Genomic DNA, 13,874 nt, shown 5'->3' with positions numbered 1-13,874 from the left:
TAAATCATGACAGAGAAAAAACAATTAAAATACGACAAAGCCTATTTAAAAATGGCGTTCGAATGGGGCAAACTTTCCCACTGCAAACGCAAACAAGTAGGTGCTTTAATTGTAAAAGATAGAATGATTATTTCCGACGGTTTTAATGGAACTCCAACTGGTTTCGACAATTGTTGCGAAGACGAAAACGGAGTTACAAAATGGGAGGTTTTACATGCAGAAGCAAACGCCATTTTAAAAGTTGCCTCTTCTACACAATCTGCCAAAAATGCCACACTATATATTACATTATCGCCCTGCACACAATGCAGTAAACTCATCCATCAAGCAGGAATAAAACGTGTGGTGTATGCAGATTCTTACAAAGACGATTCTGGTTTAAAATTTTTAGAAAAAGCAGGCGTTCAATTAATGCATTTACCTTATGAATAAGAATAAACTTCCTCTTTTTTTAGCAATTGCAGTAGTTTTCGGTATTTTAATTGGAATGTCTTTTGGTGGAAATTCACCAGAAATGTTGTCTTTTGGAAAAAATACTGCATCAGAAAAAAAAATAAAAAGACTCATAAATTTTATTGAAAGAGATTATGTAGATAGTGTAAATACAGACAGCCTTTTAGATGGTGCCATTACACAGATGTTAGGAAAATTAGATCCACATTCTGTATATATTCCAAAAGAAAACTTACAATCTGTAAAAGAAAGTATGCAAGGTAATTTTGTAGGAATTGGCGTACAATTTAGAATGATTTCCGACACAATTACTGTAATTCAACCAATAAAAGGCGGACCAAGTATAAAAATGGGCATTAAAGCTGGAGACAGAATTTTAATGGCAAACAAAGATACTTTATATGGAAAAACAATTTTAAGTGGTTCCATTCCAAGATATTTAAAAGGAAAACCAGACACGAAAGTGGCGCTTCAAATTTATAGAAAAAGTAGCGATTCTCTCTTTACGGTTGATGTAACTCGTGGAAAAGTAAACATAAAAAGTGTCGATTTAGCCTATATGATTAACGATTCTGTTGGTTATATAAAATTAGATCGTTTTGCCAGAAACACGTATTCCGAATTTAAAGCGTCTTTACATAACTTAATAGACAATGGAATGACAGATTTGGTTTTAGATCTTCGTGATAATGGTGGTGGCTTTATAGATATTGCCAACCAAATTGTGGATGAATTTTTAGAAGAGGATAAATTAATCGTTTTCACCAAAAATAACAAAGGACAAATCGACAAATCGTTTGCAACTTCTAAAGGAGATTTCGAAAAAGGCGGTTTGTATGTATTGATAAATGAAAACTCTGCATCTGCATCAGAAATTGTAGCAGGTGCTTTACAAGATAACGATAAAGGAACCATTATTGGGCGCAGATCTTTTGGAAAAGGTTTGGTACAAATAGAAATGGATTTGGGCGATGGTTCTGCAGTTCGTTTAACAACTGCAAGATATTACACACCAACAGGTCGTTCCATACAAAAACCGTACGATCACAAAGGCAATAAAAACTACTATAAAGATTATCAAAAAAGAATAAATAGTGGAGAATTGTTAAGCAAAGACAGCATAAAAGTAGTAGATTCTTTAAAATACACCACACCAAAAGGAAAGGTTGTTTATGGTGGTGGAGGTATTATTCCAGATGTGTTTGTAGCAATAGACACCACTTCTTACATGTCGAGTTTTTATTTTAATTCCATTAATAATTTTGCTTTCGATTATGTAGATAACAATCGTAAAAAATTAGAAAAATGGAAAATAGATTCTTTTGTAAAAGATTTCGATAAAGACGATGCTATTTTAGATTCTTATTTAGCTTCCATAAAAGATAAAATTACACCATCATTTAAAACAAAACAAAGCATTCAAAGATATTTAAGAGCCTCTATTGCAAATGTACTTTTTGGTGATGTTGGTTTCTATAGAATTGTTCACGAAGAAGATAAAATGCTCCAAAAAGTGCTGGAGTTGGAAAGTAAAAAAAGTAATTGATAAAATTGTATCTTAGTAACAAATTAAAATTATGAGCATTTTAGAAATTAAAAATAAAATTGTGGAAGAAATTGATACTATCAAAGATGCTTCACTCTTAAAAAATATTCTTACTTATTTAGAAAATTTAAAAGATAAAAATTTGAATGCTGTTGCAGAAGAACAACTAATTTATAAAAAAAATGCTAATTATTCCACTGAAAATGAAATTGTTGCTTATACAATTAAAGGAGAACCAATTTCTAAAGAAGCATATATAAAGCGTAATAAACAAGCTGTAGAATCTTATAAACAAGGCAATTTTAAAACCCAGAAAGAACTTTTAGAAAAATACCAAAAGAAAGCTTAATTTAGTATAAATAAAAATGCGATACTATAATCTGGTCTTCAGATGCAGAAAATGATTTAGAAGATATTGAAGATTATTATACAATAGTATCACCAGAAAAATCTACTGAAAAAAAATCCACAGTTTATCCTACACAAAAAAGTCCAGAAAACATCTCTTAAATTTCACCAATTTTAATGTAAAAAAGAATGGCAAAAAAGAAATCGATATTTGTAAAAGGAAAGGAAATTAGCATTTTGAATGAAAAAGATGGCGATTTTATTTCTTTAACGGATATGCTACAGGCAAAAAATGGCGATTTTTTTATTTCTGATTGGTTGAGAAACAGAAACACAGTAGAGTTTTTAGGAATTTGGGAATCTGTTTATAACCCAAATTTTAATTATGGCGAATTCGCCATAATTAAAAGTCAAGCTGGTTTGAACAGTTATAAAATTAGTGTAAAAGAATGGGCTTTAAAAACTAATGCAATTGGGTTGCGAGCAAAAGCAGGAAGATATGGTGGAACTTATGCTCACGCAGATATAGCATTTGAATTTGGTATGTGGATTAGTGCCGAATTCAAAATATACTTAATTAAAGAATTTAAACGTTTAAAAGAAGATGAAAATAGCCGTTTAAATTTAGAATGGAATTTACAAAGAACACTCTCTAAAATTAATTACAAAATACACACAGACGCTATAAAAGAAAATATTATTCCGAATCTAATTTCAAAAACTCAAATAAGTTTTACATATTCCAATGAAACAGATTTATTAAATGTGGCGCTATTTGGTATTACAGCAAAAGATTGGAAAAAAGAAAATCCTAAGTCAAAAGGAAATATGAGAGATGATGCCAGTATTGAGCAATTAGTTGTTTTAAGTAATATGGAAAGTATTAATGCTTTATTAATTGAACAAGGATTAACACCAAAAGACAGATTAATTCAACTTAATAAAGTAGCCATAACGCAAATGAAATCGCTTTTAGAAAATAATTCATTTAAAAAAATATCTTCTTAAAGTTCGAAAAATAGAGTTTCTTATATTATTATTCCATAATTTTATACTCGAAAAAATCCAGAAAACATTTCTTAAATTTGATTACAATATCAACTTCAACAAACAAAAAAGTCTATTTTGCTTCCGACCAACATTTAGGCGCGCCTACTCAAGAAACCAGTTTTCCAAGAGAAAAAAAGTTTGTGGCTTGGTTAGACGAAATTAAAAAAGATGCAGAAGCCGTATTTCTTTTAGGCGATTTATTCGATTTTTGGTTCGAATATAAAACCGTTGTTCCAAAAGGATTTGTAAGAGTTTTAGGAAAATTAGCAGAAATAAAAGATAGCGGAATTCCTATTTATTTCTTCGTAGGAAATCACGATTTATGGATGAACGATTATTTCGAAAAAGAACTAAACATTCCTGTATATCATTCCCCACAAGAATTTCTAATTAACAATAAAAAGTTTTTAATTGGTCATGGAGATGGTTTAGGTCCTGGAGACAAAGGGTATAAACGCATGAAAAAAGTCTTTACATTTCCGTTATTTAAATGGATGTTTAGATGGTTACACCCAGATTTAGGTGTAAAATTAGGGCAATATATGTCCGTAAAAAACAAACTAATTTCTGGTGACGAAGATGCTAAATTTTTAGGCGAAGAAAACGAATGGTTGGTTCTATATTGCAAGAAAAAACTCACAGAACAACATTACGATTATTTTATTTTTGGTCACAGACACCTTCCTCTAGAAATAAAATTGCAAGAAAATAGCCAATATATTAATCTTGGAGATTGGATTCAGTATTTTACCTATGGTGCATTTGAAAAAAAATTTAAATTAATTGAGTATCAGCAATAAAAAAAGGAACAAATTCAATTGAATTCGCTCCTTTTTATGCATTCGTTTTGCTTATTTTAAGTTGAAACTTACTCTTGCGAATAAGAATCTACCTCCAATACCAAATTGTTGAGATCTTCTAGACCAATCAAAACGACCACCACTTCTATTAGCTTCAATTGCTCTATCTGGATATATATCTAATAAATTATTAGCACCAATCGTTAATGTTAAATTTTCAGTTGCTTTGTATCCTAAAGATAAATCTGTAACTATTTTAGAGTTAAAAACTTGTTGATTGGTAATACTATTTGTTGCTTCAGAAACTTTCCCAAAATATACATTTCTTAAGAAAACATTAAATTTACCAGAGGTTAAATTATTCGTTAAGTTTATCTTAGTTCTAGGAACTGCTTCCTCTAAATAAATTCTACTATCTTCTGGGAAATAAGTACCTTCTTGACCTGCGTCTCTTAAAATTTGAGAAGAATTAATGCCACCCTCTTGTTTTGTTTGAGAAAAAGTACCTGATAAATCAGTTTTTAATCTTGTTTCTCCAAAAGTTGCTTTATGTGTAACTACAACGTCTATTCCTGTAGACTTTGTATCAATTGCATTTGCAAAAAAGGATGCTGCTGTTGCATTTGCTTGAACTAACAAATTAGCAAGTTCTTGATTTGCTGCATCTACTGGCACTCCATTGCTATCTAAAGTAGGTTTAAATTGACCAGTGTATACTACTCTATCATCGATATTTACAATATATCCATCTACTGTAAAAGTTAAATTAGACTCTGGCAACTTTGCTGTAAACCCTGCACTAAAACTATTAGATGTTTCTTCCTTTAATTGAGGAATTCCTAATAACTGTGCTGCTTTACTATCATTAGAGAAAGTACCCACTTCTACAGGTACACCATCTTGAAAAATTGTAGAAGTAGAATTATAATTTAATTGGTGTAAAGATGGTGCTCTAAAACCAGTATTAAAAGATGCTCTAACTCTAAAATTATCAGAGATCTTATAAATAGATGCTAATTTAAAGTTTAATGTAGCACCAAAATCTGAATAATTTTCATAACGTGTAGCAAAGGTTGTTGAGAATGCATCAGAGAATTTTGCATCCAAATCTACATAAGCAGCCACACTACTTCTACTTCTATCCAATTCGTTTTTTGGACCAAAACCGGGAAATACTTGAGAACCTCCAGGTCTAGAATTTCCGAAAAAATCTTTTAAAGGACTAGTACCATTAACACCACTAAATGGAGAACCATCTGCTTGGTACTGTGTATAAGAAGCTTCTTCACCAGAAATAATTTCGTAATTTTCTAACCTGTGCTCACCTCCAAAAGCGACACCAAATCCTTTAAATATATCTTCATAAAATTTAGACAAATCTAAATTGGTTGTGTTTTGCGAAAAAGAAAAACCTCCAGCATCAAATTTAGTTGCAGAAGCATTTCCTAAAGATGCATTATAGGTATTACCAATAATAAAATCAAAAGCATTTTTTCCATAGGTATTAGAAAAATCTACATTCCATTCACCTATTTTACCTTTAATACCAACTGCTAAAGATTGGTCAGAAATTGTTGAATTAATTTCTGGTAAAAATCCATTAATATAAGCAGGAGTATACGTTCTACTTTGGTTTGGCAATCTATAGAAACCCGCAGAATTACCATCTCTTGAACTCATTCCTGCAAAAGAATATAACTCTGTACCATTATCATCTAAAGGTAATTTAAAATTGGCAAAAAACCTACCTCCTCTAACTCTAGATTGTCCTACTCTCATATTAAAATCTGTTCTATTTAAACCTCTTGCAGCTAATTCAGAAGTTGTAGCATCAGCTTTTAAAATTGTTTGTAGTTCAGATAACCCATCTGAAGGAGCTGTAGCATAACCTGCAGTATTTGCGAACCCTTTTAAATCATTTAAAATACTAGAATATTCTGTAGAAGCTGGGTCTAATCCATTTATTAAAGATAAAAATTTTGTTGTATCGTAATTAGCTTCATTAGCAAAACGCTCTACTGCATTATATCCATTAAAAATAGAGCCTTCCCACTCTTTCATTCTATTATATTCTTCTCTAACATCGAAATCTCCAGAAAAAGTAATAAAACCACCATTTTCTCCTAATGACAATCCGTAACTAGCACTAATGTTGGTTGTTTCGCCATCTACACCACCTGTTTGAGAATTTGAATTTTTACTAAAGTTTGCTCCTGTAGTAACAGATAACGATAATTGATTTACTGTTTCATTTAAAACAATATTAATAACACCAGCAATGGCATCAGAACCATATTGCGCTGCTGCACCATCTCTTAAAACTTCTAACCTTTTAATGGCAGAAGCTGGTATTGCATTTAAATCCGTACCCACAGAACCTCTACCAAAAGTACCATTTACATTTATTAAAGAAGAAGTGTGTCTTCTTTTTCCATTAATTAAAACCAATACTTGATCTGGTCCTAAACCTCTTAAAGAAGCAGGGTCTATGTGATCTGTTCCATCAGAAATAGTTTGTGTATTTGATGTAAAAGAAGGCGCCACAAAATTTAAAATTTGATTTAAATTAACTTGCGGAGAACTAGCTGTAAGCTCCTTAACATCAACAACATCAATTGGTACAGGAGAATCTACTGCTGTTCTATTTGGATTTCTAGAACCAATAACTACAATTTCATCTAAAGCATTGTCTTCATTTATAGAAATTGTTAGATAAGAAGTGTTTGTAATATTTATTTCTTTAGTTGCAAAGCCCATAGAAGAAATAACTAGTTTAGTAGGTAAACTTTTTACAGCAATAGAAAATTCTCCTCTATCATTTGTTGTTGTTCCATTTGTTGTGCCTTTTTGTATAACGTTTACATAAGGCAGTGCTTCTCCTGAAGCATCTGTTACTTTTCCTTTAATCGTTTGAGCTACCACAGTTAATGGTAAAAGCAAAAAAGAAAGCATTAAAAAAAAATTAAGTTTTTGTCGTTTCATTTGAATTGTTTCTATGATTCCTATATGATTTCTAACAAATATTAGTGTTTTAATTTTAGAATGCAAGTAAAAGCTAAACTTTTTTAAAATGAAATTATAGTCCATTACGAATTAAATTTATTTGAAAATATAAATATCTTTAACCTACTTTTAACAAATATAAATATGTTAAAATTGTAGCTTTGTTTGCATTAAAAAATTTAACACCTAATACACAATATAATGGATGTAGATGTAAGAGCTATTAACGAGAAAATTGAAAGAGAAAGTGCCTTTATAGACATTCTTACTTTAGAAATGAATAAAGTAATTGTTGGGCAAAAACAAATGATAGAAAGTTTGTTAATTGGTTTGCTTGGAAATGGGCATATTCTTTTAGAAGGAGTTCCTGGTTTGGCAAAAACCTTAGCAATTAACACCTTATCTAAAGCTGTTCAAGGAACTTTTAGTAGAGTGCAGTTTACACCAGATTTATTACCTGCAGATGTTGTTGGAACCATGATTTACAATATGAAACAAAATAGTTTCGAAATTAAAAAAGGACCAATTTTTGCAAATTTTGTATTGGCAGATGAGATTAACAGAGCGCCTGCAAAAGTACAATCTGCTTTGTTAGAAGCAATGCAAGAACGCCAAGTTACTATTGGCGATAGTACTTTTAAATTAGACGAACCATTTTTAGTAATGGCAACCCAAAACCCTGTAGAACAAGAAGGTACATATCCATTACCAGAAGCACAAGTAGATAGGTTTATGTTGAAGGTGGTTATCGATTACCCAAAAATACAAGACGAACAAATTATTATGCGTCAAAATTTAACGGGAGATTATTCAACCGTAAACCCAGTGATTTCTACAGACCAAATTATAAAAGCAAGAGAAGTTGTAAACGAAGTGTATATGGACGAGAAAATCGAAAAATATATCCTTGATATTATTTTTGCAACTCGTTATCCAGAAAAATACAACCTACCACAATTAAAAGATTTAATTAGTTTTGGAGCTTCGCCTCGTGGAAGTATCAACTTAGCAAAAGCCGCAAAATGTTATGCTTTTATCAAACGAAGAGGCTATGTAATTCCAGAAGATGTTAGAGCTGTTGTTGGCGACGTTTTACGTCACAGAATAGGAATTACCTACGAAGCAGAAGCAGAAAACGTAACATCTGTAGACATTATTAACTCGATTATTAATGAGGTTGAAGTACCTTAAAACTGTGTAATTGTTAGCACCATTATGCCACAATATATAATTAAACAAATACAACATACTACGATTACACAATTAAACAATTACACGCTTACACATTGAAAACAAAAGAAATACTAAAAAAAGTTCGAAAAATAGAGATTAAGACACGTCGTTTGTCTGATCATATTTTTGGAGGTGAATACCATTCATCTTTCAAAGGACGAGGTATGACTTTTTCTGAAGTAAGACAATACCAATTTGGCGACGATGTTAGAACCATAGATTGGAACGTTACTGCACGTTACAACGAACCTTACATTAAAGTTTTCGAAGAAGAGCGTGAGCTAACAATGCTATTAATGGTAGATATTTCTGGTTCGGAATCTTTCGGAACTTCCACACAATTTAAAAAAGATACCATTACAGAAATTGCGGCAACCTTGGCTTTTTCTGCCACACAAAATAACGATAAAGTAGGTTTAATTCTGTTTTCTGATGATATAGAACTATTTATTCCTCCTAAAAAAGGAAAAAGTCACGTTTTAAGAATTATTAGAGAACTAATAGAATTTAAACCAAAAAGTAAAAAAACCAATATTTCAGTTGCATTAAAGTTTTTATCAAGCGTATTAAAGAAAAGAGCGATTGTTTTTATGTTATCAGATTTTATGGACGACGATTATGAAAAAACGATAAAAATTGCCGCTAAAAAACACGATGTAACAGGAATTCGTGTTTTCGACAAACACGACCAGGAAATTCCAAATTTAGGAATGGTACCCATGTTAGATGCAGAAACAGGAAATGTTCAATTGATAAACACAGCATCCAAATCTATAAGAACCAATTATAAAGCAAATGCTTTGCGTTTGCAAGATTATTACATAAATACTTTTAAAAGAAGTGGTGCTGGTACCATTAGCACAAGGGTTGATGAGAGTTATGTGAAAAAATTGTTGGGATATTTTAAACATAAAGGGAGGTAAAATCCCATCCTAACCTTCCCAAGGGGAAGGAATAGTTTGTGGAAATTGACTGAAAAGAAATAAAATTAAAATTGAAGAACAAGTATTTTAATTTCTGTAAAACAGAAATCTAATTAAATAATGAAAAAAAGTATAAAAAATATAAGTTTCATAATAAGTGATAAAAAATCACAAGCCAAGTGCTTTCTTTCCCTTGGAAAGAGATTTAAAGAGATAGGATTTATCTTTTTTATGTTCTGCTCTTTTCTTTCATTCGCCCAAGAAGGAATGGTAAAAGCAGAAATCGATACCACAAATATTAGAATTGGTGAGCAGTTTCAATTAAAAATTTCTGTGGATGAAACTCAGAATGTAATTATCCCAAAATTACGTTTAAATGGTTTAGAGGTTGTAGATTCTACAAAGGTAGATACCCTTAAAAATTCACTCATTAGAAAATATATTTTAACTGGTTTCGATAGTGGCGCATTTTACATTCCTCAACAACAAATATTTGTAAAAAACAAAGCATATTTTACAGACTCTTTATTGGTAAATGTAGCTACAGTGGCTATAGATACTACTAAAGTAAAAAAATTCCCGATAAAATCTATTAAAAAAGAACCTTATACTTTCGACGATTTTAAAATTTATTTTTACATTCTTTTAGCTGCTTTGGCAATTATTGCTTTCTGGATTTATTGGTTTGTTATCAGAAAAAGAAAAGAAGAAATTGAAGCACCAACTTATAGAACATTACCTCCTTACGAAGAAGCCATTTTAAGGTTAAGTGAATTAGACGAGAAATTATTGTGGCAAAACAATAAAGTAAAAGAATATTATAGTGAATTGACGGAAATTGTTCGTGGTTACATAGAACGTGAGCTAAATGTGCCTGCCTTAGAAAACACGACAGACGAAGTTTTGGAAATGCTTAGAGATTTTAAAAAAGCAGACACAATACAAACATCGCAAGACACTTTAGATAAATTAAGAAGCTTATTAAGAGAAGCAGATTTGGTGAAATTTGCAAAATCGAAACCTTTGGCTTTAGAAATAGAAGAAGACCGAAAAGATGCGCAAGAAATTGTAAGTAATTTAAAACCTAAACCAATTATAGAAGAAAATGATGAATTGGAATAATTTCGAGTTTCATAATCCTGAATTTCTCTGGTTGCTAATTTTAGTTCCACTTTTGGCAGTTTGGTATTTCTTTATGCGCAAAAAAGATGCTGCTGTTTTAACCATACCAAGTGTAAAAGGTTTTAAGGTAGAATCTTCTTTTTTATCAAAATTAAAACCCCTTTTATACTTGTTAAGATTGTTCGCTTTGGCTGCAATAATTGTGGCTTTAGCAAGACCAAGAAACATTTCTGTAAGCAAGAAAACAAAAACAAATAGAGGAATAGATATTGTAATGGCAATTGATGTTTCTGCAAGTATGTTAGCAAGAGATTTAAAACCAAACAGGTTAGAAGCGCTTAAAAAAGTAGCGATAAATTTTGTAGACAAAAGACCAAATGACAGAATAGGAATTGTTGTATATGCTGGAGAAAGTTTTACCCAAACACCAATAACAAGCGATAAAAGTATTGTAAAAAGAACTATTTCTGAGCTAAAATGGGGCCAATTAGAAGGCGGAACTGCTATTGGAATGGGCTTAGGTTCTGGAGTAAATAGATTAAAAGAAAGTAAAGCAAAAAGTAAAGTAATTATTTTGTTAACAGATGGGGTAAACAACTCTGGAAATATCGATCCAAGAACTGCAACAGAATTGGCAAAAGAGTTAAAAATTAAAGTATACACAATTGGAATTGGAACCAATGGAATGGCAGATTTCCCTTGGAGTAAAGACCCAAGAACAGGAAAATTAAACTTTAGAAAACAACAAGTAGAAATAGACGAAGCTTTATTAAAAGATATTGCTTTAGAAACAGAAGGAAAATATTTTAGAGCGACAAACAATTCATCTTTAAAAGAAATTTATGATGAAATAGATACCCTCGAAAAAACAAAAATAGAGGAATTTAAATACTATAATTATCAAGAAAAATTTAGAATTTTTGTCTTTTTTGCTCTTGGTTTATTAGTATTAGAATTCTTGTTGAGAAACACATTATTTAAGAGTTTTATATAGGAAAAAGTGTAATTGTTGAATTGTTTAATCGTGTAATTGTAAAAAATATGTATGTATTTTCATTTGAAAAATTAAAAGTATGGCAAGAAGCAATCGATTTATCTGTGGAGGTTTACGGCATATCTACAAATTTTCCTGCTGATGAAAAATATGGAATTACAAGTCAATTAAAAAGAGCAACAAACTCAATTTCTGCAAATATTGCAGAAGGAACATCAAGAATTACAAATAAAGACAAAGCACATTTTTCGACACTTGCTTTTAGCACAACAATGGAAGTTTTAAATCATATTATTTTATGTTACAAATTAAAATTTATAAATGAAACTATTTATAACGACATAAGGCAACGTATTTACAAAATATCAAATATGTTAAATGCACTAAGAAAATCTCAATTAAACAGTTAAGCGTTTCAACAATTAAACGATTAAACAGTTACACCTTTTAATAATGTACAGAATAGAAGAACCAATTTATTTTTACCTACTCGCAATTATTCCAGTAATAGTTGTACTATTTCTATTGGTTTTATGGTGGAAAAAAAGAACGCAGCGTAAATTTTCTGATGCAAATTTATTGCAGAAATTAGCGCCCAATTCTTCCACATTTAAATCGGTTTTAAAATTGGTAATGCTACTTTTAGGAATTACTTTCTTAGTAATTTCTTTGGTAAACCCTAAAATGGGAACCAAACTAAAAACAGTAAAAAGAGAAGGCGTAGATATTGTGTTTGCTTTGGATGTTTCTAAAAGTATGTTGGCAGAAGATATTGCCCCAAATCGTTTAGAGAAGTCGAAACAAATTATCTCTAAAATTATCGATAAATTAGGCTCAGATAGGGTTGGAATTATTGTGTATGCTGGAAACGCATATCCGCTTTTACCCATTACTACAGATCATGGAGCTGCGAATATGTTTTTGCAGAATGCAAATCCAGATATGGTCTCTAGCCAAGGAACAGCCATTAATGAAGCTTTAGAACTGGCAAAAACATTTTATAATAATGATGAACAAACAAACCGTTTTCTAATTATTATTTCCGATGGTGAAGATCATCAAGAAGAAACAAAACAAGTTGCACAAAACTTAACAAACGAAGGCGTAAAAATTTATACAATTGGTGTTGGTACAGAAAGAGGTGGTCCAATTCCTATGCGTTTAAATGGCTCTGTAATTGGCTATAAAAAAAACAACAAAGGCGAAACTGTAATTACCAAACGTAAACCAGAAGTTTTGCAAGGAATCGCAGATATTGCCGACGGAAAATATATGGATGGAAATATTACTGAAAATCCAGTGAGCACAATTGCAGATATTATCGCAAATGCAGAAAAAAATGAGTTTGAAACAAAACAATTTTCAGATTATAAAGATCAGTTTCAGTGGTTTTTGGCACTAGGTTTGTTATTCTTAGTTGTAGATATTTTCTTATTTGAGAAAAAAACAAAATGGTTAAGAAAAGTAGATTTATTTAATGAAGAAAAGAATAAAAAATAGGATGAAAACATTAAAATATACCCTTATTCTCTTTTTATTGCTCTTTTCAACAAAAGAAATAGCAGCACAAAAAGACACAATAACATTGCAAAGAAAAGCAAGAACAATGTTGCGTCAGGGAAACGAATTGTACCAGAAAAAGCAATTTACAGATGCATCTGTGGCATATCAAAAAGCTTTAGGAAACAATTCTAAATACGATAAAGCCGCTTACAATTTAGGAAATGCTTTTTACCAAAATAAAAACTTTAAAGAAGCAATTCCACAATACGAATTAACAGCAAAAACAGCAAAAGATAAATTTACAAAGGCAGAAGCATTTCATAATCTTGGAAATGCACAAATGGAAGCAAAAAATTACCAAGGTGCAGTAAATGCTTTTAAAAATGCTTTAAGAAACAATCCTAACGACGACGAAACTCGTTATAATTTGGCAGTCGCTCAAAAAATGGTAGATAAACAAAAGCAGCAAAAAAAAGACGACAAAAACAAAGATAAAAAGGATAATAAAAACAAGGATAAAAAAGATAAAGACAACAAAAATAAAGATAAAAATAAGGACAAGAAAGACGGAAAAGACAAGAATAAAAAAGACGAAAACAAAGACAAAGACGGTAAAGGCGATAAAAACAAGGACAAAAATAAAGACCCTAAAAAGAACGATAAAAAAGACCAACAAAAGCCAAAACCAAAGCCAGGCCAAATGACTCCTCAACAAGTAAAACAATTGTTAGAAAGTTTAAACAACGAAGAGAAAAAAACCCAAAAGAAAATGAATGCCAAAAAGGCAAAGGGTAAAAAAATAAAACAAGAAAAAGATTGGTAAAATTATTGTGTAATCGTTTAACTGTTTATTTGTGTAAATTTCTAACAATTAAACGATTCAAACAATCATAAGTAAA

At 30.8% G+C, this 13,874-nt stretch carries 13 protein-coding genes; 12 read left to right on the top strand and 1 reads right to left on the bottom strand.

What is annotated here, in order from left to right; all coding sequences use genetic code 11:
- Window positions 1-6: 6 nt before the first annotated feature.
- The 5 genes from J3359_RS11655 (at window position 7) to J3359_RS11635 (ending at window position 4,197) form a co-directional block, all read left to right on the top strand.
- Window positions 7-432, top strand: a complete 426-nt coding sequence (locus J3359_RS11655) for a deoxycytidylate deaminase (protein WP_208077035.1) — start codon at window positions 7-9, stop codon at window positions 430-432.
- Window positions 425-1,999, top strand: a complete 1,575-nt coding sequence (locus tag J3359_RS11650; protein WP_208077034.1) for a S41 family peptidase — start codon at window positions 425-427, stop codon at window positions 1,997-1,999. The genes J3359_RS11655 and J3359_RS11650 overlap by 8 nt, the downstream gene beginning before the upstream one ends.
- A 31-nt stretch (window positions 2,000-2,030) precedes the next feature.
- Complete coding sequence (locus J3359_RS11645; RefSeq protein ID WP_208077033.1) at window positions 2,031-2,348, top strand: hypothetical protein; 318 nt, start codon at window positions 2,031-2,033, stop codon at window positions 2,346-2,348.
- A 188-nt stretch (window positions 2,349-2,536) separates the two neighbouring features.
- Window positions 2,537-3,355 carry a KilA-N domain-containing protein gene (locus J3359_RS11640; protein WP_208077032.1) on the top strand — a complete coding sequence of 273 codons (819 nt, stop codon included), beginning with the start codon at window positions 2,537-2,539 and terminating at the stop codon, window positions 3,353-3,355.
- A 77-nt stretch (window positions 3,356-3,432) separates the two neighbouring features.
- Complete coding sequence (locus J3359_RS11635) at window positions 3,433-4,197, top strand: UDP-2,3-diacylglucosamine diphosphatase (protein ID WP_208077031.1); 765 nt, start codon at window positions 3,433-3,435, stop codon at window positions 4,195-4,197.
- Window positions 4,198-4,248: 51 nt separating this feature from the next.
- Here J3359_RS11635 and J3359_RS11630 read toward each other — a convergent pair whose 3' ends face one another.
- Entirely contained in the window at window positions 4,249-7,149 is a 2,901-nt protein-coding gene (locus J3359_RS11630) for a TonB-dependent receptor (protein ID WP_437440102.1), read from the bottom strand.
- A gap of 252 nt (window positions 7,150-7,401) precedes the next feature.
- On the opposite strand from J3359_RS11630, the gene J3359_RS11625 reads away from it, so the two are divergent.
- The 7 genes from J3359_RS11625 to J3359_RS11595 all read left to right on the top strand — a co-directional run bounded on the left by J3359_RS11625 (window position 7,402) and on the right by J3359_RS11595 (window position 13,798).
- Window positions 7,402-8,391 carry an AAA family ATPase gene (locus J3359_RS11625; RefSeq protein WP_208077029.1) on the top strand — a complete coding sequence of 330 codons (990 nt, stop codon included), beginning with the start codon at window positions 7,402-7,404 and terminating at the stop codon, window positions 8,389-8,391.
- A gap of 95 nt (window positions 8,392-8,486) precedes the next feature.
- On the top strand, window positions 8,487-9,356 hold the full coding sequence (locus J3359_RS11620; RefSeq protein WP_208077028.1) for a DUF58 domain-containing protein: 870 nt from the start codon (window positions 8,487-8,489) through the stop codon (window positions 9,354-9,356).
- Between the two features lie 231 nt (window positions 9,357-9,587).
- The gene (locus J3359_RS11615) at window positions 9,588-10,478 is read left to right on the top strand and encodes a BatD family protein (protein ID WP_208080471.1); all 891 of its coding nucleotides are present in this window, start codon (window positions 9,588-9,590) and stop codon (window positions 10,476-10,478) included.
- The gene (locus J3359_RS11610; RefSeq protein WP_208077027.1) at window positions 10,465-11,472 is read left to right on the top strand and encodes a vWA domain-containing protein; all 1,008 of its coding nucleotides are present in this window, start codon (window positions 10,465-10,467) and stop codon (window positions 11,470-11,472) included. The genes J3359_RS11615 and J3359_RS11610 overlap by 14 nt, the downstream gene beginning before the upstream one ends.
- Window positions 11,473-11,519: 47 nt before the next feature.
- Window positions 11,520-11,882 carry a four helix bundle protein gene (locus J3359_RS11605; RefSeq protein WP_208077026.1) on the top strand — a complete coding sequence of 121 codons (363 nt, stop codon included), beginning with the start codon at window positions 11,520-11,522 and terminating at the stop codon, window positions 11,880-11,882.
- A 43-nt stretch (window positions 11,883-11,925) separates the two neighbouring features.
- Window positions 11,926-12,972 (top strand): VWA domain-containing protein, encoded by a 1,047-nt coding sequence (locus J3359_RS11600; protein ID WP_208077025.1) that lies wholly within the window; start codon window positions 11,926-11,928, stop codon window positions 12,970-12,972.
- 1 nt (window position 12,973) lies between these two features.
- The gene (locus J3359_RS11595) at window positions 12,974-13,798 is read left to right on the top strand and encodes a tetratricopeptide repeat protein (protein WP_208077024.1); all 825 of its coding nucleotides are present in this window, start codon (window positions 12,974-12,976) and stop codon (window positions 13,796-13,798) included.
- Window positions 13,799-13,874 lie beyond the last annotated feature (76 nt).

Source organism: Polaribacter cellanae, from assembly GCF_017569185.1.
Lineage (GTDB): Bacteria > Bacteroidota > Bacteroidia > Flavobacteriales > Flavobacteriaceae > Polaribacter > Polaribacter cellanae.
This window is presented reverse-complemented; position numbering and strand designations above follow the sequence as displayed.

Bases quoted from the DNA above. Each gene is read 5' to 3' on its own strand.
- J3359_RS11655 (WP_208077035.1), top strand. From the start codon at position 7: ATGACAGAGAAAAAACAATTAAAATACGACAAAGCCTATTTAAAAATG.
- J3359_RS11650 (WP_208077034.1), top strand. From the start codon at position 425: ATGAATAAGAATAAACTTCCTCTTTTTTTAGCAATTGCAGTAGTTTTC.
- J3359_RS11645 (WP_208077033.1), top strand. From the start codon at position 2,031: ATGAGCATTTTAGAAATTAAAAATAAAATTGTGGAAGAAATTGATACT.
- J3359_RS11640 (WP_208077032.1), top strand. From the start codon at position 2,537: ATGGCAAAAAAGAAATCGATATTTGTAAAAGGAAAGGAAATTAGCATT.
- J3359_RS11630 (WP_437440102.1), bottom strand. From the start codon at position 7,149: ATGCTTTCTTTTTTGCTTTTACCATTAACTGTGGTAGCTCAAACGATT.
- J3359_RS11625 (WP_208077029.1), top strand. From the start codon at position 7,402: ATGGATGTAGATGTAAGAGCTATTAACGAGAAAATTGAAAGAGAAAGT.
- J3359_RS11615 (WP_208080471.1), top strand. From the start codon at position 9,588: ATGTTCTGCTCTTTTCTTTCATTCGCCCAAGAAGGAATGGTAAAAGCA.
- J3359_RS11610 (WP_208077027.1), top strand. From the start codon at position 10,465: ATGAATTGGAATAATTTCGAGTTTCATAATCCTGAATTTCTCTGGTTG.
- J3359_RS11605 (WP_208077026.1), top strand. From the start codon at position 11,520: ATGTATGTATTTTCATTTGAAAAATTAAAAGTATGGCAAGAAGCAATC.
- J3359_RS11600 (WP_208077025.1), top strand. From the start codon at position 11,926: ATGTACAGAATAGAAGAACCAATTTATTTTTACCTACTCGCAATTATT.
- J3359_RS11595 (WP_208077024.1), top strand. From the start codon at position 12,974: ATGAAAACATTAAAATATACCCTTATTCTCTTTTTATTGCTCTTTTCA.